The organism is Gordonia liuliyuniae (genome assembly GCF_021739025.1).
GTDB classification, from domain to species: domain Bacteria; phylum Actinomycetota; class Actinomycetes; order Mycobacteriales; family Mycobacteriaceae; genus Gordonia; species Gordonia liuliyuniae.
Window position 1 is genome coordinate 67,823 of sequence record NZ_JAKKOT010000009.1, and the last position, 20,489, is coordinate 88,311.

At 67.0% G+C, this 20,489-nt stretch carries 19 protein-coding genes; 5 read left to right on the plus strand and 14 right to left on the minus strand.

The genetic code is table 11. The features are described from left to right. Nucleotides 1-2: 2 nt before the first annotated feature. Together glp and L5G28_RS18780 are read right to left on the minus strand one after the other, a co-directional pair. On the minus strand, nucleotides 3-1,307 hold the full coding sequence (gene glp, locus L5G28_RS18775) for a molybdotransferase-like divisome protein Glp (RefSeq protein ID WP_237002850.1): 1,305 nt from the start codon (nucleotides 1,305-1,307) through the stop codon (nucleotides 3-5). A 96-nt stretch (nucleotides 1,308-1,403) separates the two neighbouring features. Beyond that, nucleotides 1,404-2,339 (minus strand): UTP--glucose-1-phosphate uridylyltransferase, encoded by a 936-nt coding sequence (locus L5G28_RS18780; protein ID WP_236999065.1) that lies wholly within the window; start codon nucleotides 2,337-2,339, stop codon nucleotides 1,404-1,406. Between the two features lie 70 nt (nucleotides 2,340-2,409). On the opposite strand from L5G28_RS18780, the gene L5G28_RS18785 reads away from it, so the two are divergent. Beyond that, nucleotides 2,410-3,012: a 5-formyltetrahydrofolate cyclo-ligase gene (locus L5G28_RS18785; RefSeq protein WP_237002851.1), complete on the plus strand. Its 603-nt coding sequence runs from the start codon at nucleotides 2,410-2,412 to the stop codon at nucleotides 3,010-3,012. A gap of 10 nt (nucleotides 3,013-3,022) precedes the next feature. On the opposite strand, the gene L5G28_RS18790 is transcribed toward L5G28_RS18785, so the two are convergent. Beyond that, nucleotides 3,023-3,307: an FmdB family zinc ribbon protein gene (locus tag L5G28_RS18790; protein WP_236999063.1), complete on the minus strand. Its 285-nt coding sequence runs from the start codon at nucleotides 3,305-3,307 to the stop codon at nucleotides 3,023-3,025. Between the two features lie 99 nt (nucleotides 3,308-3,406). After that, nucleotides 3,407-4,660 (minus strand): Na+/H+ antiporter NhaA, encoded by a 1,254-nt coding sequence (nhaA, locus tag L5G28_RS18795; RefSeq protein ID WP_372477259.1) that lies wholly within the window; start codon nucleotides 4,658-4,660, stop codon nucleotides 3,407-3,409. A gap of 115 nt (nucleotides 4,661-4,775) precedes the next feature. On the opposite strand from nhaA, the gene L5G28_RS18800 reads away from it, so the two are divergent. From L5G28_RS18800 to L5G28_RS18810, 3 genes are all read left to right on the plus strand, one after another. Further along, nucleotides 4,776-5,417: an SAF domain-containing protein gene (locus L5G28_RS18800; RefSeq protein WP_237002852.1), complete on the plus strand. Its 642-nt coding sequence runs from the start codon at nucleotides 4,776-4,778 to the stop codon at nucleotides 5,415-5,417. A 93-nt stretch (nucleotides 5,418-5,510) separates the two neighbouring features. Next, a complete protein-coding gene (mscL, locus tag L5G28_RS18805) occupies nucleotides 5,511-6,344 on the plus strand; it encodes a large conductance mechanosensitive channel protein MscL (protein WP_237002853.1) in 834 nt (277 codons plus the stop codon). A 120-nt stretch (nucleotides 6,345-6,464) separates the two neighbouring features. Then, complete coding sequence (locus L5G28_RS18810; protein WP_237002854.1) at nucleotides 6,465-7,130, plus strand: biliverdin-producing heme oxygenase; 666 nt, start codon at nucleotides 6,465-6,467, stop codon at nucleotides 7,128-7,130. Nucleotides 7,131-7,181: 51 nt separating this feature from the next. Here the strand turns inward: L5G28_RS18810 and L5G28_RS18815 are convergent, their stop codons facing one another. The 7 genes from L5G28_RS18815 to L5G28_RS18845 form a co-directional block, all read right to left on the minus strand. Continuing rightward, the gene (locus tag L5G28_RS18815; protein WP_236999058.1) at nucleotides 7,182-7,349 is read right to left on the minus strand and encodes a hypothetical protein; all 168 of its coding nucleotides are present in this window, start codon (nucleotides 7,347-7,349) and stop codon (nucleotides 7,182-7,184) included. Beyond that, nucleotides 7,339-7,902, minus strand: a complete 564-nt coding sequence (locus L5G28_RS18820; RefSeq protein ID WP_236999057.1) for a MogA/MoaB family molybdenum cofactor biosynthesis protein — start codon at nucleotides 7,900-7,902, stop codon at nucleotides 7,339-7,341. Before L5G28_RS18820 ends, L5G28_RS18815 begins: the two co-directional genes overlap by 11 nt. A gap of 83 nt (nucleotides 7,903-7,985) precedes the next feature. Next, a complete protein-coding gene (locus L5G28_RS18825) occupies nucleotides 7,986-9,482 on the minus strand; it encodes a trypsin-like peptidase domain-containing protein (RefSeq protein ID WP_237002855.1) in 1,497 nt (498 codons plus the stop codon). Nucleotides 9,483-9,569: 87 nt separating this feature from the next. Further along, a complete protein-coding gene (locus L5G28_RS18830) occupies nucleotides 9,570-10,988 on the minus strand; it encodes a HAMP domain-containing sensor histidine kinase (protein ID WP_372476923.1) in 1,419 nt (472 codons plus the stop codon). Nucleotides 10,989-11,033: 45 nt separating this feature from the next. Further along, complete coding sequence (locus L5G28_RS18835; protein WP_237002856.1) at nucleotides 11,034-11,717, minus strand: response regulator transcription factor; 684 nt, start codon at nucleotides 11,715-11,717, stop codon at nucleotides 11,034-11,036. 48 nt (nucleotides 11,718-11,765) lie between these two features. Continuing rightward, on the minus strand, nucleotides 11,766-13,346 hold the full coding sequence (locus tag L5G28_RS18840) for an FAD-dependent oxidoreductase (protein ID WP_237002857.1): 1,581 nt from the start codon (nucleotides 13,344-13,346) through the stop codon (nucleotides 11,766-11,768). A gap of 6 nt (nucleotides 13,347-13,352) precedes the next feature. Beyond that, the gene (locus tag L5G28_RS18845) at nucleotides 13,353-14,267 is read right to left on the minus strand and encodes an AurF N-oxygenase family protein (RefSeq protein ID WP_237002858.1); all 915 of its coding nucleotides are present in this window, start codon (nucleotides 14,265-14,267) and stop codon (nucleotides 13,353-13,355) included. 149 nt (nucleotides 14,268-14,416) lie between these two features. Between L5G28_RS18845 and L5G28_RS18850 the strand changes: the two genes are divergently transcribed. Next, a complete protein-coding gene (locus tag L5G28_RS18850; protein WP_237002859.1) occupies nucleotides 14,417-15,190 on the plus strand; it encodes an SDR family oxidoreductase in 774 nt (257 codons plus the stop codon). Between the two features lie 30 nt (nucleotides 15,191-15,220). Here L5G28_RS18850 and L5G28_RS18855 read toward each other — a convergent pair whose 3' ends face one another. Genes L5G28_RS18855 through betT form a run of 3 tightly spaced genes read right to left on the minus strand, consistent with a single transcriptional unit; the run spans nucleotide 15,221 to nucleotide 20,488 of the window. Continuing rightward, nucleotides 15,221-16,810 (minus strand): GMC family oxidoreductase, encoded by a 1,590-nt coding sequence (locus L5G28_RS18855; protein ID WP_237002860.1) that lies wholly within the window; start codon nucleotides 16,808-16,810, stop codon nucleotides 15,221-15,223. 1 nt (nucleotide 16,811) lies between these two features. Beyond that, nucleotides 16,812-18,317, minus strand: a complete 1,506-nt coding sequence (locus L5G28_RS18860; RefSeq protein ID WP_237002861.1) for an aldehyde dehydrogenase family protein — start codon at nucleotides 18,315-18,317, stop codon at nucleotides 16,812-16,814. After that, nucleotides 18,314-20,488 (minus strand): choline BCCT transporter BetT, encoded by a 2,175-nt coding sequence (betT, locus tag L5G28_RS18865; protein WP_237002862.1) that lies wholly within the window; start codon nucleotides 20,486-20,488, stop codon nucleotides 18,314-18,316. Before betT ends, L5G28_RS18860 begins: the two co-directional genes overlap by 4 nt. Between the last annotated feature and the right edge of the window lies 1 nt (nucleotide 20,489).

A 20,489-nucleotide genomic window follows, 5' to 3' on the forward strand; every position in this document is an offset into this window, starting at 1 on the left:
GATCAGCCGCGCTCTGACAGGAACGCGACTTCGACGCGATCGCCGGTGTGGACGTCTTCGACGTCTTCGGGCACCACGATCAGGCAGTTCGCCTCAGCGAGTTCGGCGAGCAGGTGCGACGCCCCGCTCTCGGACTCCCCGATCACTTGCACGAGATAGTCGCCGGATCGTTCGTCGCGCATCAACTGTCCCCGCAGATAGCCGCGCCGCCCCTCCACGGAGGCGATCGGTCCGATCGAGCGGGCGGTCACCGTGCGTCGCATCGGTTGACGTTTACCGAGTGCGATCCGGATGAGCGGCCGGACCATCACTTCGAACGTGACGAGCGCGCTGACCGGGTTCGCGGGCAGCAGGAACGTCGGGATCTCGTCGCGGCCGAGACGGCCGAAGCCTTGTACCGAGCCGGGGTGCATGCCGACGCGCCCCACTTCGAGGTCGCCGAGATCGACGACGGATTCGGAGATCATGCGGGACGCGGCGCCGCCGACGGCACCGCAGATCACGACGATCTCCGACCGGATCAACTGGGCCTCGACCACTTCGCGGAGCCGGCCGGTGTCGCGTTCGGCGATCCCGACACGGTGCACTTCTGCTCCAGCGTCGCGCGCGGCGGCGGCCAACGCGTACGTGTTGACGTCGAACACCTGGCCGGGCCCGGGATCTCGGTCGATGTCGACCAGTTCGTTTCCGACGGCGATCACCGCGACGCGCGGCCGCGGGTGCACGAGCACGCGCGCCCGTCCCACTGCCGCCAACAGTCCGACCTGAGCGGAGCCGATGACGGTGCCCGCACGGACCGCGACGTCGCCGGGTTGGACATCGTCGCCGATGCGCCGCACATAGTCGCCGCTCTCCACGTCGTGCCCGATCATCACGCGATCGTCGCCGCCGTCGGTCCATCGAAGCGGCACGACGGCGTCGGAGAGCGTCGGAAGCGGCGCGCCCGTCTCGACCCGGACGGCCTGGCCGGGCTGTAGCCGGGTCGGTGTCCTGGCTCCCGGTGTCACCTCGCCGACGACGGGCAGGTGCACGACGAGTCGGTCTGTGTCGGCGAGGACGGACACATCCACCGGCTCGTCGTCGAGCACCGAGGTGTCGTCGGGCGCCTGCCCGCCGGCGTGCGCGACGTCGACGGCGCGCACGGCGTATCCGTCGATCGCGGCCTGATCGAATCCGGGCAGCGGGTCAGTAGTGACGACTTCCTCGGCGCACATCAGACCCTGCGCTTCGGAGATTGCGACCTGGATCGGTCGGGGTGCCACCACTGACGCAGTCACGAGGCTCAGATGATCCTCGACCGATCGCATCGTCTCTCCTACTCGTGGACTCAGGTTTCCCAGGATAGAGGTCCGCTTCGCTCCTGCCGGACAGGCGCGCGGAATCCGGGTCGGCTCAGCGGCTGCTCAGGCGTGCTCGGTCGCACCCAACCGTTCGACGAGCCAGCGACGCAACTCCGGACCGTAGTCGTCGCGGTCGAGTGCGAAGTCGACGGCGGCCTTCAGATAGCCGCCGGGGTTCCCGAGGTCATGGCGGGTGCCGGAGTGGACCACGACGTGCACCGGCTCGCCCTGTTCGATGAGCAGCGCGATCGCGTCGGTGATCTGCAGCTCGCCGCCCGCGCCGGGCTCGATCTGACGCAGCGCGTCGAAGATCTTGCGGTCGAGGATGTACCGGCCTGCGGCGGCGAGGTTCGACGGCGCGAGGTGCGCGGGCGGCTTCTCGACCATGCCGCGCACGCGTTTGACGTCCGGCGACGCCGGGTCTGCGTCGGCTACGTCGAACACGCCGTAGGCGCTGATCGTCTCGCCGGGGACCTCGATCGCGCACAGGACGCTTCCGCCGTGTCGTTCACGGGTGGCCGCCATCGCGCCGAGCACCCCTCCGGGCAGCACGAGGTCGTCGGGCAGCAGGACGGCGACGGCGTCTTCGTCGTCGGCCAGCTCCGACTCGACGCAGCCGATCGCGTGGCCGAGGCCCAGCGGCTTGTCTTGCACCACCGAGGCGACTTCGAGCAACGACGGCGCATTGCGTACCTTCGCGAGCATCGCTTCCTTGCCGCGCGAGGCGAGCGTGTGCTCGAGGACGAGGTCCTCGACGAAGTGCGCGACGACCCCGTCCTTGCCGGGCGAGGTGACGATGAGCAGCCGTTCGGCGCCCGCCGACTTCGCTTCTTCGGCCACCAACTCGATCCCGGGGGTGTCGACGACGGGAAGCAACTCTTTCGGGACGGTTTTCGTCGCAGGCAGGAATCTCGTCCCGAGACCCGCTGCAGGCACCACCGCGGTGCGCGGGATGCACGGCGCGGCGCCGCTGCTCGGACTGGTCGCGTGGTCAGACATGGCGATCAGTCTACGGTCGAACTCTGGCAGGATCGTCGGCACTGGGTTCGTACCGCCTGAAAGGACCGCTATGGCCGCAGAGACGACACCCTCACAGTCAAAGAGCGAATTGCGTCGCGCCGTCCTCGACGCGCGCGCGTCCATGTCTCCGTTCGTGCTGGCACAGGTCAACGCCGAGCTGGCCGAATGGATGTACCGCCTGCCCGTCGACATCGCCGACGGCGCGATCGTCGCGGCATACGTCGCGTCGGGCTCCGAACCCGGCAGCACCGCGATCCTCGACGTTCTCGTCGACCGCGGGTTCACCGTGCTCCTGCCAGTGGTTCCGCCCGGCGATCCGGCTCGTCTGCAGTGGGGCGAGTACCGCGGGGAGATGGCGCTCGAGGCGCGCCGCTGGGGTCTCCTGGAGCCGACCGGTCGGCCCCTGCGTCCCGATGCGATCCACCGGGCGCGACTCATCCTGGTGCCTGCTCTCGGCGCGGACCGCAGCGGCGCGCGCCTCGGGCGCGGGGCAGGCTATTACGATCGGACGCTCGCGACGATCGACGCCCCCGTCGTCGCCGTGGTGAACGACGCAGAGTTCCTCGACGACGGTATCGAGCAGAGCCAGCACGACGTGCCGGTCGACTGGGTGCTGACCCCCGGCAGCGGTTTCACCGCCGTGGGCGTCTGACCGGCAGCCCTCAGGCGCTGGCTGCGCTGGACGAACCCGAGTCCGACGAAGAACTCGACGACGAGGTGCTGGTGCTCGAGGAGTCCGACGATGCCGACGACGCGGGCACCGAGCCGTTCGAGCGCGAGTCCGTGCGGTAGAAGCCGCTGCCCTTGAACACGACACCGACCGAGTTGAAGAGCTTACGGAGCTTGCCGCCGCATTCGGGGCACACGGTCAGTGAGTCGTCCGAGAACGACTGCACGATGTCGAACTTGTTGTCGCACACGGTGCACGAATAGCTATAGGTGGGCACGGGAAACCTCCGGTCGTCAGATTCCCCATTGTAAACAGCTATTGGCACTCAGTCATTCCGAGTGCCAGTTGCCGCGTTCGACACGACCCGCGTGCAGCGTCAGATGACGCGAGTGTCCTGGTCAGGGACACCGTCACGGTTCTCGTCGGAGGAGCGGGCGCGTCGCGCGTCCCATCGGAGCATGATCGCGCCGAGCACAGCCGCAGTCAGGGAACCGACGAGGATGCCGACCTTCGCCGCCGGCTCATGATCGGGTGACAGACCGGAGTCGGGCGCGAACGACAGTTCCGCGATCAGCAGCGCGACGGTGAAACCGATACCCGTGAGGAGTCCGACCGGCAGCAGGTCGCGCAGCCCGATCGCGTCGGGTAGTCGCAACGGCGTCAAACGGGTCACACACCAGACCGTCCCCATCACGCCGACGACCTTGCCGACCACCAGACCGGCGAAGACTCCGACGCTGACCGGCTGGACGATGTGGCCGGATCCGATCACCGTGACCCCCGCGGACGCGAACGCGAACAGGGGCAGACAGATCGCCGTCGAGTACGGCGTGACAGCGGCGGCGAACCGTTCCGTCCGAGGCGCGCGCTCACCTGCCCTCGCGACCGCCGGAACGGTGAATCCGAGCACCACGCCAGCGACGGTCGAATGCACACCGGACGCATGGACGAAGCCCCACGCGATGACCGCGAGCGGCAACAGAATCCACCAGTGCGACCGAGTCGCCCGCACGCACACCGCGAACACTGCGATGCACACGACGCCCACACCGAGCATCACGGCGTCGATGCTGTCGGTGTACACAGTGGCGATCACAAGGATGCCGAGCAGGTCGTCGACGACGGCCAACGTCATCAGGAACACCCGGAGAGCCACCGGCAGCCCCCGCCCGAACAACGCGAGAACGCCGAGCGCGAACGCGATGTCGGTGGCGGTCGGGGTGGCCCACCCGCGCAGGGCCTCGGGTTCCAGACCGCCGACGATCGCGACGAAGATGAGCGCGGGCACCACCATCCCGCCGACCGCCGCGGCGATCGGCACGCCCGCGCTCCGAGGATTTCGAAGATCCCCTGCGACGAACTCCTGCTTCAGTTCGACGCCGACGACGAAGAAGAACACCGCGAGGAGTCCGTCTGCGGCCCAGTGCGCGAGCGACAGGTGCAGTTGCAACGATTCAGGTCCGACATCGAACGACAGCAGGTCGTGGTAGATGTCGCGCCACGGCGAGTTGGCCCATACGAGGGCTAGGACGGCGGCGATCATCAACAGCACGCCGCCGGTCGTGTCGGCGCCGATCCACATTCGGGCGCGCCGGATCAACGGTTGTGCCTGCGGGTCCGATCGGTCCATGACGATCAGTCTTCCAGACGCCAGAACTGTGGAGAATCGTCGCCAATGTCGTCGGTTATCCACATTCGTGGATACGCGGTACTAACCGGCATATTCAACCCAGTACATTCCGGACATGAAGCGTGACGAGCGACGAGACTTGAATCCGAGGATCATCGATCGGCTTCGCCGAATCTGCGCACCGGGATGGATTCGATCGGTGTTCATTCGGCGGGCCGTCGCGATCACGTTAATCGTGTGCGCGGCGGCAGTGACAGTGACTCAACAACAGGGCCAGCCCTCCTCGACTGCTCTCGTCGCCACCCGCGATCTGCGCCCGGGCGAGTCCCTCACAATCAACGACGTCCGGTCGACCCCCGTCCCCGAACACCTGGTGCCCACTGATTCGGTCACCGCCGACGATGTCGTCGGCCGTCATGTGACCGGACTCGTTCACGCTGGAGAAATCATTGCCCGCCACCGGCTTCTCGATTCTCGGCTGCCGTCAGCACTCATCGGACGGCCCGACGCGCGACTCGTTCCGGTGCGTCCGGCGGACGACACACTGGCGACATTCGTCCGCGCAGGCGATCTCGTCGACCTCTTGTCCGAGGACGACCGGGTGCTCGCACGCGGAGCCGTCGTCGCCGTCAGTCCGGACAGCGACCGGCGTGCGTCCTCCGACCCGGGAACTGTTCTTGTCGCGATGGGTGAAGACGACGCACACATCGTTGCCGCGGCCGGATTACGTGAACCGATTACATTCGTTCTCCACTGAAAGTCGGTAACTCGCCGATTGTTGGCGAGAAATCCCCCGTTCGGTCCATTAGACTCACATTCGTCTACGGCACCGAAAACGAAGGAGAGCCGCGTGCTCAAAGGATTCAAAGACTTCCTCATGCGGGGGAACGTCGTCGAATTGGCCACAGCGGTCATCATCGGCGCCGCGTTCACCGCAGTCGTCACCGCATTCACCGACAAGATCATCGCGCCGCTCATCGCGGCGATCCCGGTCAACACGGATTTCGCAGGTCTCGGTTTCGAGATCTCAGACAAGGAGAACCCGGACGGCACCGCCGCAACCTTCCTCGATTTCGGCGCCGTCATCACCGCACTGATCAATTTCGTGATCGTCGCCGCGGTGGTCTACTTCCTGATCATCGTGCCGTACAACAAGCTGAACGAACTCCGGACCCTCGAAGAGGAAGCGGAGGACGATTCGGAGATCTCGCTGCTCGTCGAGATCCGCAACCTCCTCGACCCGCATGCCGAGGAGCGTAAGGCCTCCGAGGCCGCTGCCGCAGAGGAGAAGGCTCGCGCCGACGCCGACGCCGCACGTGCTGCGGAAGCCGCACGTTACGAGGGGCAGCGTCCGCAACCTCCGCAGGACAACTACCCGTCGAGCGGTTCGACACAGCAGATCAGCGTCCCGCCGCAGGCTCAGCAGCAGCAGGGTCCGCCCGTGAACCCCCAGACTTCGGGACCCCAGACTCCAGGCCCCCAGTACCCGGCTGGACCGCCGAGCGGCGGCTTCCCGACGCCGAATCCCGCACCGGGCGAGTACCCGCCCCCCGGCAACCTGCCTCCGGGCCAGTACGCACCGGGGCAGTACCCGCCGCCCGCACCGGGCCAGTACCCGCCCGCAGGCGGTCAGTACCCGCAGGATCCGGGCTTCGGACAGGATGGTCCGCGCCACTCGCGCTGACCGCTGTCTCCTAGCGAGGAGAGAAGGCCCCGTTCACGTGCCGGAACGGGGCCTTCTTCAGATCATCTGACCGTGTAAGGTTTACCTCACTAGTTTCCATGTTTCTTCAGGAGCCCCACCATGACCACCGCCACACCGGCCCGCACCGCGCCCGAGGACACGCTCTCCGCAGCGATGAAGAAGGGGTCGGCCATCGAGCATGAGCAGGCCGAGGGTTCGGCGTTCATGTCGGCGCTCCTCGACGGCCGGATGGACGCCGACGGTTACATCGCCTATCTGCAGCGTCTGCGGCTCGTCTACGAGGCTCTCGAGTCGGTGGCGACGACCCTCGTCGCCGATCCGATCGCGTCGCCGATCATCGACCCCGCATTGGACCGTCTGGCGACGATCGACGCCGACCTCGCGGACTGGGCCCCCGGCGGTGCACCTGCGTTCTCATCGCCTGTGGCGACCGCGTATGCCGAACGCATCACCGAGTCGACGTGGAGCGGCGCATTCGTCGCACACCACTACACGCGCTATCTCGGTGATCTGTCGGGAGGTCAGGCGATCGGCCGTATCCTCGACCGGTCCTTTCACCTCGACGGCGCAGGCATCTCGTTCTACGCGTTCGACGAGGTCGGCAAGGTGAAGCCGTACAAGGATCGCTACCGGGACCGACTCGACGCCATCGGCGCGACGCTCAGTGCCGCCGACCGCGACCGGCTCGTCGACGAGGTCCGGCTCGCGTTCGGCTTCAACCAGTCGTTGTTCGCCGAACTCAGCGAACTGCATCCGGGCCGCTAGCCGTCTCTCCGCACTGATCGAGATGCCCCGCGGGTCGAGATGCCCCGCGGGTCACCCGTGGTGGGGCGGGCGGTTCTGGTCGTACCAGTCGCGGCCGCGGCCGCTGTCGGGGTGCTCGCCCGGCTCGGCGACCTGCTCGGGCAGATCGTCGCCGAACACCGCATCGAGTCGGCGCCTGCGTTTCCACGCCGGCTCGACAGGGTCCGGGTCAGATGTCACTGATGTGCCCGATCACGTGCTGGGCCAACGGGATCAATGTCGCCATGCCGTCGCGGACCGCGGCACGCGAATCGGCGATGTTCACCACGACCGTCTGACCCGAGATCCCCGCGAGTCCGCGCGAGAGTCCCCCGTCGGTGGCGCCTGCCGACAGTCCAGAACTGCGGATCGCCTCCTCGATGCCCTGCAGGCGACGGTCGAGCAGCGGCTCGGTCGCTTCCGGTGTCACGTCCCGCGCACTGACGCCCACGCCACCGACGGAGACCACCAAGTCCACACCGCCGATCACCGCGGTGTTCAACGTGTTCCGGATCTCGATCTCGTCGCCGGGCACCGTCACGGTGGCATCGACGTGGAATCCGGCTTCCTCGAGCAGCTCGCCGATGAGCGGGCCGAGTGTGCTCGGCTCTTCACCGAGGGCCGCACGGTCGTCGACGACCACCACGAGCGATCGGGAGAAACCGTCCTCGGGCGGTGTCGGCACCTCGGGCGAACTCACGCGAGCGGCCGCGTCAGCGGCCCGTTCGTCCGGGTCTGCGGGAGCGTTGGTCATCTTCGGCCTCTCTGGAAGTGTCTGTGGTCTGACCGCCGGTGAACGTCGGACCGTCTGGGAACGTCGGGTCGCACGGGCCGACGTCACGCCGTGCCGAGCGTGACCTCAGCGGTCTTACTCTGGTTGTTCACCGAGTAGGTCACCTTCACCGTATCGTCCGGAGCGTGTGAACGGATAGCCGCGACCAATGCGTTGGCCGTCGAGATCTTCCGGTCGTTGACCGCGGTGATGAGCGCGCCCGACGGGATACCCGCCTTGTCGGCAGGTCCGTTGCGGACCACGCTGGCGACGACGGCTCCCGGCTTCTCCAGGTCGTTGTTCGGACGGACCGAGACGCCAAGATTGGCCTGAGTCGGCTTACCGTTGTTGCGGAGCTCTTTGGCCACCCGCATCGCCTGGTCGACGGGGATCGCGAACCCGAGGCCGATGCTGCCCGACTCGCCTTCTGCGCCGGTCGTGGCGATGGCGGTGTTGACACCGATCAGCGCCCCGCTCGAATTGATGAGCGCGCCGCCGGAGTTGCCGGGGTTGATCGCGGCATCGGTCTGGATCGCATCGATCACCGATTCGGTGCTGCCGTCGGCGCCGGAAGTCGACACGGGACGGTTGAGGGCCGAGATGATGCCCGTCGTCACCGTCCCCTCCAAGCCGAGCGGCGAACCGATCGCGATGACTTCCTGCCCGACGCTGAGATTGTTCGAGGCGCCGATCGTGATCGGGGTCAGGCCCGTCTTATCGGCTTGGATGACGGCGATGTCGGACACCGGATCGGCACCGAGGACTTTCGCTTGGGCGCGACTGCCGTCGTTGAAACTGACGAGCACCTGGTCGGCGCCCTGCACGACGTGGTTGTTGGTCAGGATCACGCCGTTGCTGTCCAGGACGACTCCCGAACCCGAGCCGACCTGGCGTCCCGACGCGACGGTGATCGAGACGACCGACGGGAGCACGCGGCTCGCGACGTCCTGCACCGAACCCGGTTCGGCCTTGGGCTGCGACGACTCGGTCGGCCCGGACGCGACCGGCGAACTCGACGACGACGTCGAGTTGTTGTTATCGGCGACGAAGGCGCCGACGCCGCCGCCGACACCGCCGGCCAATACCGCGACGGCGACCGCGCCGAGGAGGATCTTCTTGCCGTTGCCGCCGCGTCTGCCGTCTTCAGGCTTCGGTTGGGCGTATGGACCGGCGGGCGGCACCGCGCCGAACTGTCCGGTCTGGTTCTCGACGGGGGCCGATCCGAACGGGGCCGTCCCGTATGGGCTGGTCGGCGGTTGGGCGCCGAACCCGCCGGTGCCGGGACCCGACTGGGTCTGCCCGTACTGATCGGCTCCATACGGGCTCGGGCTGGATGGGTTGTGACCGTACTGCCCCGGAGCCTGCGGGTTCCCATACTGGGGGTTCAGACTCTGGGGATTCAGACTCTGGGGGTTGGTGCCCGCAGGGGCGGCTCCAGCGGGCTTGTCGTCGGAAGGGTAGGCACCGTAGGGGTTGTGCCCGTACGGGTTCGGCGAGCCGGGGCCCTGCCCCGGGTAATCGTCATTGCCCTGCGAGGAGTCGCGATTCACACCGTCATTCATGAAAGTGAGCGTATGCCACGTCCCTGTGAAGTTGGTCAAAGTCCACTGGGAATCAGCTTCCGGAACGCTCCCGGTCGGTCGGGGCGTTCAGCGCCGCACCACGACGGGATCCGGTTCGGTGTGTAGCGGCGACCCCGGGAACCGCAGCCGGATCAGCGCACCGCCCTCCTCGGATCCCTCGGCCGACACCGCCCCTCCGAGACGCGTCACCACCTGTCGGACTATCGCCAGCCCCAGGCCGGATCCGGGCATCGACCGCGTGGCGTCGGCGCGGTAGAAGCGTTCGAAGACCAGTTCCCGGTCTTCCATCGGGATACCCGGACCCGCATCGGCGACCGTCAGCTCGGCGGACGCCGGACCGGATTGAGTGAGCCGTACACGGACCTCCCGACCGGGCGGGCTCCACTTCGCGGCGTTGTCGAGCACGTTCAGCACGGCTCGAGAGATCCCGTGCTCCTCGCCGAACACGAACCACGGCGTGGTCTGCACGTCGAAATCGATGTCGGTGCGACGGCGGCGGACGCGTTCGAGTGCGTCGCCGATCACCGACTCCAGCGCGACCTCTTCATGGACGGTGTCGAGGGCGTCCTCGCGGGCGAGGTCGACGAGGTCGCCGACCAGCGTCGACAACTCCTCGATCTGGGCGACCACATCTGATCGCAGTTCCACCATGTCCGCGGCCGGAATCTGCGGAGCTCCCGGCTCCGACGATGCCATCAGAAGTTCCAGGTTGGTCCGCAGCGAAGTGAGCGGCGTCTTCAACTCGTGTCCCGCGTCGGCGACCAGACGCGCCTGTTGGTCACGCGATTCGGCGAGGGCGCGCAACATCGTGTTGAAGCTCGCGGTGAGACGGGCCAGCTCGTCCTGACCCGACACCGGGATCGGCGTGAGGTCCTGCGTGCGCGCGACGCGTTCCACGGCCCCGGTGAGACGCCCGACCGGTCTCAGGCCGCCGCGCGCGACCGCGGTCCCCGCGAGCGCCGCGAACGCGACGCCCACACCGCCCGCGATGAACAGCACTGACGCCAACTGTTTGAGTACGGCATCGGTGCCCTCCAACGACTGCGCCATCATCAGGGTGCCGCCGTCGGACAGCTTGCGGGCGAGCACTCGATGATTGCCAGTCGTCCGCAGACTCTGGTTGAGCTTGCCGGGCGGATTGACCGAGTCGATGATCTGCCGCTCGGTGTCGCCGAACGGGACGTCGCCGACCATGTATGTGCGTCCGTCGGGTTCGACGAGGCCGATCGAGATCGACGTCGAGAAGACGGTGCCCGCGAGGAGCGCCTCGGGGCCGCTCGACAATCGGCCCAGTTTCGACAGCGCCGTCATGCCGTCCGCACGCGCCACAAGTTGCGCGTCGACGTCCTTGTACAGGGACCGTTGCACGACGAAGAATGCGGCTCCCGCCATCAGCATCGCCGACAGCAGCACGACGGCCGCGGCCAGGAGCGCAACGCGGTTGCGCAGCGACACCGATCTCGTCAGTGCGATCGGCGCACGCATCTGGCGGTGGCCGTCGGGGCCACGGCGAAACAGTCCCATCGAGGGTCAGGCGTTCTCGCGCAGCACGTATCCGACGCCGCGCACAGTGTGGATCAGGCGAGGCTCGCCGTCGGCTTCGGTCTTCCGACGCAGATAGCCGATGTAGACCTCGAGCGCGTTGCCCGACGTCGGGAAGTCGTACCCCCACACCTCTTCGAGGATGCGGCTGCGTGTGAGGACGCGTTTCGGGTTGGTCATCAGCATCTCCATGAGCGCGAACTCGGTGCGCGTCAGGCTGATCTTGCGTTCACCGCGCGTGACTTCGCGCGTCACCGGGTCGAGCGTCAGGTCGGAGAACGACACCGCCTCCGAACCCTCTTCCTCGTCGCGGACGACACGACGCAGCAGCGAGCGCAGACGCGCCAGCAGTTCCTCGAGCGCGAACGGCTTGGGCAGATAGTCGTCGGCCCCCGCGTCGAGTCCGCTGACTCGCTCGGAGACGGAGTCGCGGGCGGTCAACACCAGGATCGGGAGGTCGTCGCCCGCCGACCGCAGCCGACGGCACACCTCCAGCCCGTCCAGCCGCGGCATCATCACGTCGAGCACGAGGAGGTCGGGTCGCGCAGCGATCACCTTCTCGAGCGCTTCGAGGCCGTCACCCGCGGTGTCGACCGTGTAGCCGTTGAATGTCAGAGACCGACGAAGGGACTCTCGGACGGCCCGGTCGTCGTCGACCACGAGAATACGCATGCCTACAGTTTTACTGACCGAAGTTCAGATACGGCTGAGAACGCGCCGTCATCGACGCGCTCGCGTCGCCGCGGCTACCATCTCGGGGATCTCGGTGAACTTGATCCGAGGGCGTCCCGCCGCACGTCCGCGCGCCCGTTCGGCACGGTCGATCGCAGCGACGCCCGCGTAGTCGACCGGCGTCGTCCGTCCCGCGACCAGCGCCGCGAACTCCGCCGCCGTTCGCGACGTCCGTGTGAGACGTCCGGCCGCGGCGTCGTCGATGAACGCCTCCACCGCACCGATCGCATGAGCCTTGTTGGCGCCGATGCCGCCGCGCGCTCCCCGCGCCGCCCAGCCGAGTGCGTAATGGCCGGGGATCGGCGCACCGTCGGCGTCGACGATGCGGCAGCCGTCGTTCGGGATCGTGCCGGTCTCCTCGTCGAACGGGAGTCCGGGGACCTCGACGCCGCGGTACCCGACCGACCGTACGACGAGGTCGGTCACGATCGAGTGGTCGTCGCCGTGCGTCACGACGTCGACGGTGCCGACGCGACCGGACGCGTCCGGCAGGATCTCACGGACCGTGCTCGCGAACAGGAAGACGATGCGCCAACGGCTCGGGTCCGCAGGCCGGTCGAGTCCCAGTCCCCGGATCTGCGCGGGATCATCGCACACGATCACCTCGACGCCCGCCATCGCTTCGACCGCACGGTATTCGGCCGGCGTGTACGCGGCGTGCTCCGGCCCGCGCCTGCCGAGCAGCACCACGTCGTGGACGTTCTGCCTGCGTAGGAGATTCAGTGCACGGTCGGCTATGTCGGTCGTGGCCAGCTCTTCCGGCGACGACACCAGGATGCGGGCGACGTCGAGCGCGACGTTGCCGGTTCCGACGAGCACCGCGCGCGAGCAGCCGTCGACGCGGACGTCGCCGTTCGCGCCGGGGACCGCGTTGTACCAGGCGACGAGGTCGGTGGCCGATGTGGAACCGGGCAGTTCCTCGCCCGGCACGCCCAGCGACTTCGATGCGGGCGCGCCGATCGCGTAGAAGACGGCGTCGAAGTGGTCGGCGAGTTCGGCGACGGTCAGCGCGGACGGACCGTCGCCGACGTCGACGCCGCCGACCATCGTCGTACGCCGATGCCGATACAGGAGGTCGAAGGTCTTGAGCACGCCCTTGGTGCCCGGATGGTCGGGAGCGACTCCTGCACGCACCAACCCGCCGGGCGTCGGAAGGCGATCGATCATCGTGACTTTCACATCGGTGCGCCCGATCAGCGTCTGCAATGCGTATCCGCCGGACGGACCGGTGCCGACGACGGCGACGCGCAGGTCGGACTCCAACCGCGGAATCTCCGGGTAGACGACGTTCGACCATCCCGACGAGATGTCCGGATTGTCCTTGTAGAAGGACGCGTTCACCTCGATGAACACGCGGTCACGCTCGCCCAGCCGGTCGGCGGGATAGATCGCGTCCACCGGACACGCGTCGGCGCAGGCACCGCAGTCGATACACGCGACGGGGTCGATGTGCAGGATGTCGGAGGTCCCGAAACCGCGTTCCTCCGGTGTCGGATGGATGCAGTTGACCGGGCACACCGCCACGCATGAGGCGTCGCTACAACAGGACTGAGTGATGACGTGGGCCATGTGCGGTCAGATCATGTGGACGCGACGGTAGTTCTTTCGCGCCATGGGAGTGAGCAGTCCGACCTCGTCGAGGAACGCCATCAAGTGTGTGCAGTTGCTCCGGACCATCGCGTGAAAGTGTTTGTTGGTACGGCGTTCGGCCAGGGCACGCTCGGCGTCGAGCCCGGCGTCCGCGTATGCCTGCGGCTGCACCAGATTCGACACGATCTCCATCGCGCCGAGCGATGTGTACACCGCACAGAAGTTGCGTTTGGTCGCCGACATGCCTGCGACCGACTCACGTACCTGCTCACGCGCGTACTTCATGTGTCGAGACTCTTCGAGGACATGGATCTCGTTGATCGTACGGATGAACGGCAGCACCCGGTCGTCGCGCATGCAGCCGCGCTGGAACACGTCGAGGATCTCCTCGGCGACGAGGATGCCCGCGTAGGAAACCGCGCCGCGGGCCGTGTACTGGAACACCTTGCCCAGGCGGCCGATCGCGCGAGAAGGTCGGTACGACGTGCCGACCATCTTCTCCGACGCCTTCGCGAACATGATCGAATGCCTGCATTCGTCGGCGATCTCGGTGAGCGCGAACTGGAACTCCGGACGGTGATAGGCGCCGAGATACTGGTCACGGAGGATGAGCTCCTGCAGGATCATCTCGAACCAGATGCCGATGTTCATGATCGACGCGAACTCGTGGCGGGTGAGACGCACGCGTTGCTCATGCGTCAGTTCGTCCCAGTAGTCGGTGCCGTACAGCGTCGACCACTCGGGGCTGCAACCGTAGTGGTTCGGATCCATCGGCTGCGACCAGTCGATCTCGGTCATGGCATTGCGCGAGAGTCGTGTCGCGGAGGCGAGGAGCCGGTCGGACACCTCGTCCATCCCACGGTCGGGCATGCTCGTCGTCGACGTTTCGACAGATGTCATCTCAAAGCCCCCATTGACTGATGTGACAATTTCTATTGTCACGATAACACGCGTGTGACAGCCTTCATAGAGGCTAGTAAGGTTACCCGCGAGTAAGTAAGGTGTGCGCGTAGACATCGCAGGTCAATCACCCGACAGAGGGAGCATTCATGTCGTCGATCTTCATCAGCGGAGGCGCCGCAGGCATCGGCCTCGCCACCGCGAAGCTGTTCCGTTCACACGGCTGGACCGTCGGCATCTATGACGTGAGCGCCGACGCACTCGCCGCGGCGAAGGCCGACGATCCCGAGTTCGTCACCGGTCTCCTCGACGTCCGCGACGCCGACCAGTGGGACGCCGCGCTCGCCGACTTCACCGCGCACACCGGCGGACAGCTCGACGTCCTCGACAACAACGCGGGCATCCTCCTGTCCGGCGACATCGCCGACATCTCCCCCGACGCGATCAAAGCGCAGATCGACATCGACGCGCTCGGCGTCACTCTCGGCGCGCGCGCCGCACATCCGTACCTGAAGGCGACGCCCGGCGCGCACCTGGTGAACATCGCATCGGCGTCCGCCATCTACGGTCAGCCCGGCATCGCGACGTACAGCGCCACCAAGTTCTACGTCGCGGGACTCACCGAAGCCCTCGAGCTCGAATGGCAGGACGACGACATCCGCGCCGTCTCCATCTGGCCGCTCTGGGCCAAGACTGCGCTGGCCGCCGAGACCGACGCCAAGAGCACCCAGACGCTGGGCGTCCGCCTCAGCGCCGAAGACGTCGCGGACAAAGTGTGGGAGTCGGTGCACCCGACCACCGTCGACAAACTGATCCGCCGCACGAGCTACTCCGTCGGCGTCCAGACCACCGTCCTCGGCAACGCCGCCAAGTTCATTCCGAACGTCCTCAACCGCGGGGTCAACAAGTTCCTGTCGCAGTAACGACACGCGACACTAGACCAGCGCGAACCACTAGACGCTGCCGGTCAACAGATCGGCGCAGCGTTCGCCGATCATCATGACGGTGATGTTCGGGTTCACCGAGATGTGCTCAGGGAAGACGGAGGCGTCGGCCACACGGAGCCCCTCGGTGCCCTTCACCCGCAACTCGGCGTCGACCGGGGCGTCGTCGCCCGAGCCCATCGCCGCCGTGCCGACCGGGTGATAGACGGTGTTGTGGGTGGCCCGAATGTAGTCGGCCAGGTCGGCGTCGGCGACGGTGCCGGGTCCCGGGAACAGTTCCTCTCCAGCCCAGTCGGCAAGCGCCGGCTGGGCGACGATGTCGCGCGCACGGCGGATGCCCGCCGTCATGATGCGGATGTCGTAGCCTTCCGGATCACTGAAGTAGCGCGGGTCAACCATCGGCTTGTCCCGGAAGTCACGCGACCGCAGTCGAACAGTGCCCCGAGAACGTGCGTGCGTCACGTTCGGGGTGAGGCAGAAGACGTTCTCCTGTGTCGGATAGCCCTGCCGTACGGTGTGCATGTCGAACGGCACGCTGCCGTAGTGCATCATCAGGTCGGGCCGGTCGAGGCCGTCGTCGACCATGTCGAAGATCCCGATCTCCCACCACTGGGTGGAGTCGGTCGGCATCGGCTGCTTGGCGACCCACGAGATGACGCCCTCCGGGTGGTCCTGCAGGTTGAGGCCGACTCCCCGCGAGTCGACGAGCACGTCAACGCCGCTGGCACGCAAGTGGTCGGCCGGCCCGATCCCCGACAGCATCAGCAATTTCGGTGTGTCGATGGCGCCGGAGGACAGCACGAGTTCGCGTTCGGCGGTGATCGCCCGCGCCTGGCCGAACTGGTTGTCGACCACCTCGACGCCCGTGCAGCGAGTGCCGTCGAAGAGGAGTCGCTTGGCGCGTAGTCCGGTGAGCAGCGTGAAGTTCTCGCGGTCGACGATCGGGTGGATGTACGAGACCGACGACGATGCACGCGTACCGTCGGCCTGCCGGTTGATCTGGAAGAAGTTCGCGCCGCGCGTCACCGTCGTCCCGGTGTTGAACGTGCTGGTCGGCAGCCCGGCTTCGGCGGCCGCAGCGAGCAGCGCGACGCCGCACGGGTCGTTCGCAGGCACGTTCATCAGGTGCACGGGGCCGCTGTCGCCGTGGTGCGGCGCCGCCGGGCCGGCGTCTTCGTTCGTCTCCAACCGCTTGAGGATCGGCCACATGGCCGCGGCGTTCCAGCCGGTCGCACCGAACTCGCGCTCCCATCCGTCGAGGTCTTCACGAGGCGGCCAGAACGCGATACACGAGTTGTGCGACGAGCAGCCACCGAGGACGCGTGCGCGGGCGTGGCGCAGGAACGAGTTGCCCGATGCCTGCGGCTCAACCGGATAGTCCCAGTCGTACCCCGATTCGAGCAGTTCCATCCACCGGTTGAGCTGCAGCACTTCGGGAACAGCGCGATCGTCGGGGCCGGCCTCGACGAGTGCGACGCGTACCGACGGGTCTTCGGAGAGCCGTGCGGCGGCGGCGCAGCCTGCTGAGCCGCCGCCGACGACGACGTAATCAAACGAATCGGGATCAAACGAAACGGGATCAGACGAAACGGGGCTCAATCTAGTTCTCCTCGCTCGTCCGGTCGGCGAACCAACCGGTCACTTCGGGGGCGATGTTCTGGTAGACGTGCTTGGCTTCCCGGTACTCGTCGAGCCCGGCGGGGCCGAGTTCGCGTCCGACACCGGACTGCCCGAACCCGCCCCACTCGGCCTGCGGCAGGTACGGGTGGAAGTCGTTGATCCACACGGTGCCGTGCCGCAGCCGGTTCGCGACACGCTGAGCCCTGCCCGCGTCCTGCGTCCACACGGCACCCGCGAGACCATAGATCGTGTCGTTCGCGGTCGTGACGGCGTCGTCCTCGTCGGTGAATGTCTCCACGGTGACTACCGGGCCGAACGCTTCGTCGACGACGACGGACATACCGCGCCGCACCTGGTCCAGGACGGTAATCTGATAGTAGAAGCCCGCATCGAGATCACTGGAACCCGATGTGCCGGTAGCGAACCCACCACCGCACCGAAGGCGGGCGCCATCGGCGACGCCCGCCTGGACGTACGCGTGGACCTTGTCGCGGTGGGCCGCCGAGATCAGGGGGCCGGTCTCCGCCGCCTCATCGAACGGTCCACCGAGCCGGATCTGCCCAGCCCGCTCCACCAGCACGTCGACGAACTTCTCGGCGATCGACTCTTCGACGACGAGTCGCGCGCCCGCCGAGCACACCTGTCCGGAATGGACGAACGCGGCGTTGAGCGCATTGTCGACGGCGGCGTCGAAGTCGGCGTCGGCGAACACCACGTTGGGGTTCTTGCCGCCGAGTTCCAGCGCGACCTTCTTGACGGTCGGCGCCGCCGACGCCGCGATCACCCGACCGGTCACCAACCCGCCGGTGAACGAGACCATGTCGACGTCCGGGTGCGCGGACAACGGGGCGCCCGCCTGCGCGCCCGCACCGGTGACCAGGTTCGCGACGCCCGCGGGCAGCCCGAGATCGTCGAGCAGCCGCATCGTCAAGATCGCGGTGTGCGGCGTCAGCTCGGCAGGTTTGAGAACGAACGAGCAACCGGCGGCGAGCGCGGGGCCGATCTTCCACGCGGCCTGCAGCAGCGGATAGTTCCACGGTGTGATCAGCCCGCAGACACCCACCGGCTCGTACTGGATACGACTGACGACTGACTCCGAGCCCGCGTCGACCAGCCGGCCCGCATCCTTCGACGCGACTTCGGCGAAGTAGTCGAAGCAGTTGACGATGTCGTCCATGTCGATGCGTGCTTCGACGATCCGCTTGCCGGTGTCGAGGGCCTCGGCGCGCGAGAACTCCTCGTGGCGTTCCCGGATGCCGTCGGCGAGCTTCGCCAACAGTCTGCCGCGTTCGCCCGCAGGCACCGACGCCCACCGCCGGTCGTCGAATGCGCGACGCGCGGCCGCGATGGCCCGTTCGGTGTCGACGGCACTCGCCTCGCTGACGGTCGCCACCAGCGTCCCGTCGGCCGGGCACCGAATGTCCCGGGTGGCGCCGTCGGCCGCGGCCTCCCACCGTCCGTCGATGAACAGGGTCTGTGCGCTCACGATTCCTCCTTCGCCGGGGGTGCGGTCCCGGCCTCTGCTGCGGGTTCGGTCTCTGTGGTCGCCGGGTCGGGCCCGTTGTCGAAATCGGCCGACCAGTCGGTGACGTTCTCGCCGACGATCGTCGCGGTGTCGCCGCCGACCATCTCCAAGTAGTGCAGGTGACGCTCGTAGTGGTCGAGCACGTTGGAGCTGATCTGCGCTTCGGTGAGCCCGTACACGTCGAACCCCTCACTGCCCTGCGCGGTGAACACTTCGAGCCGGAAGAACAGGTCGCCGGCGTCTGGTGAACGGCCGAACACCGGTGTCGGGTGCCGGGTCGGATACACCTGGTAGTGGAATGTGCGGCCACCGCCGAAGTCGACGTCGAGGTGGTAGCTCGTCAGGTCGTAAGCGTCGACGTGGGCCGACCCGGTCGTCGCGTCCATCCCCGCCTGTACGAGTTCGTCGACGACGTCCGCCAGCGCAGGCCGCACGATCGACTCCGAGAATCCTCGAACGTCGTCCGCGTCGGGGTACTGCACGAGCCGTTTCACCCGTTGCCGCCAGTTCAACGCGGTGCCGCCCGACGATCGGTGCGAGAGAGCATGGGTGAGCGCGCTCCGCCGCGAATCCACCCAGTCGCCTTCGGCCTGCAACGCTCGGAAGAGGCCGAGCATCATCAGTGCGACGACCACCGCGAACGGCAACCCCATGATCACCGTCGCGTTCTGCAAGGTGGTGATGCCGCCGATCAACAGCATCGCCATGGTCAGCAGGCCGGTCACCACCGCCCAGAAGATGCGCACCCAGCGCCCCGCGTCGGAGTCGTTGTCGGTGACGTGCGAGCTGAAGTGTGCCATCACGAGAGCGCCCGAGTCGGCGCTCGTGATGTAGAACAGCATGCCGGTGAACGTCGCGATCACGACGAGCACGGTCGCACCGGGGTACTCGTGCAGGAGTGCGTAGAACCCCTCCTCGGGAGTGTTGACCGCGGTGTCCGCGAAACCCTTGTTGCCACGGGCGATCTCCAGCGCGCTGTTTCCGAAGATCGAAATCCAGATGACGATGAACACGAACGGAATGGTCAGCGTGCCGAACACGAACTGACGGATGGTGCGGCCGCGGGAGATCCGCGCCAGGAACAGCCCGACGAAAGGCGCCCACGCAATCCACCAGGCCCAGAAGAAGAGCGTCCACGTCGCTTTCCAGTCGCCGGTGTCCTCGTAGGCGAACGTGTCGAGCGCCATCGAGGGGAACCGGCTGGCGAAGTCGCCGACGTTCTGGACCAGCGCATTCATCAGGTATGTCGTAGATCCGGCGATCAGAATGAACAGCAGGAGACCGAGCGCGATGATCACGTTTATCTCGGAGAGCCGCTTGACGCCCTTGTCGACGCCCGAGACCGCCGACAGCGTCGCGATCGCTACTGCGACCACGATGAGCCCAGCTTGCGCCCAATGGCTCTGCGCGATCCCGAACAAGTCCTCGAGGCCCACGTTGAGCTGCGCCACCCCGATGCCCAGGCTCGTCGCCAACCCGAAGATGGCTCCGAGGAGCGCGGCGATGTCGACGGAGTCGCCGAGGATGCCATCGAGTCGGTCGCCGAAGATCGGCCGCAGCCCCGATCGCAGAGACAGTGGCTGGTTGTAGCGGTAAGCGAAGTAGCCGAGCGACATCCCGATGAGGGCGTACAGGCTCCACCCGATGATCCCGTAGTGGAACAGGGTCCAGACGACGGCTTGTCGCGTGGCCTCGACAGTCTGGCCGTCGCCCGTCGGCGGGCTCATCCACTGTGTCACGGGTTCGGCGACCGAAAAGAACATGAGGTCGATGCCGATACCCGCCGCGAACAGCATCGCCGTCCACGAGAACAGGTTGTAGACGGGCTTGGAGTGATCGGGACCGAGTTTCACCCCGCCGACGCGAGAGAGCGCTGCCCAGACGACGAACAGGACGACGGCCACGACCAGACCGATGTAGAACCAGCCGAGTTCGTCCGCAACCCAGGTGACCGCGGACTGGATCACCCGATCTGCGCCATCGGCGTCGATGAAGGCCCACACGATGATGCCGATGATGCCTGCGCTGGCGCCGACGAACACTCTCTTGTTGACCGGTATGGCGGGGGCCTTGGTGACCGGGCTCGGCGGATCGAGCGCCCCGTCCGATATCGACGCTGGATCAGTTCCCACA

Bases quoted from the DNA above. Each gene is read 5' to 3' on its own strand.
- glp (WP_237002850.1), bottom strand. From the start codon at position 1,307: ATGCGATCGGTCGAGGATCATCTGAGCCTCGTGACTGCGTCAGTGGTG.
- L5G28_RS18780 (WP_236999065.1), bottom strand. From the start codon at position 2,339: ATGTCTGACCACGCGACCAGTCCGAGCAGCGGCGCCGCGCCGTGCATC.
- L5G28_RS18785 (WP_237002851.1), top strand. From the start codon at position 2,410: ATGGCCGCAGAGACGACACCCTCACAGTCAAAGAGCGAATTGCGTCGC.
- nhaA (WP_372477259.1), bottom strand. From the start codon at position 4,660: ATGGACCGATCGGACCCGCAGGCACAACCGTTGATCCGGCGCGCCCGA.
- L5G28_RS18800 (WP_237002852.1), top strand. From the start codon at position 4,776: ATGAAGCGTGACGAGCGACGAGACTTGAATCCGAGGATCATCGATCGG.
- L5G28_RS18810 (WP_237002854.1), top strand. From the start codon at position 6,465: ATGACCACCGCCACACCGGCCCGCACCGCGCCCGAGGACACGCTCTCC.
- L5G28_RS18820 (WP_236999057.1), bottom strand. From the start codon at position 7,902: ATGACCAACGCTCCCGCAGACCCGGACGAACGGGCCGCTGACGCGGCC.
- L5G28_RS18825 (WP_237002855.1), bottom strand. From the start codon at position 9,482: ATGAATGACGGTGTGAATCGCGACTCCTCGCAGGGCAATGACGATTAC.
- L5G28_RS18830 (WP_372476923.1), bottom strand. From the start codon at position 10,988: ATGCGTGCGCCGATCGCACTGACGAGATCGGTGTCGCTGCGCAACCGC.
- L5G28_RS18835 (WP_237002856.1), bottom strand. From the start codon at position 11,717: ATGCGTATTCTCGTGGTCGACGACGACCGGGCCGTCCGAGAGTCCCTT.
- L5G28_RS18840 (WP_237002857.1), bottom strand. From the start codon at position 13,346: ATGGCCCACGTCATCACTCAGTCCTGTTGTAGCGACGCCTCATGCGTG.
- L5G28_RS18845 (WP_237002858.1), bottom strand. From the start codon at position 14,267: ATGACATCTGTCGAAACGTCGACGACGAGCATGCCCGACCGTGGGATG.
- L5G28_RS18850 (WP_237002859.1), top strand. From the start codon at position 14,417: ATGTCGTCGATCTTCATCAGCGGAGGCGCCGCAGGCATCGGCCTCGCC.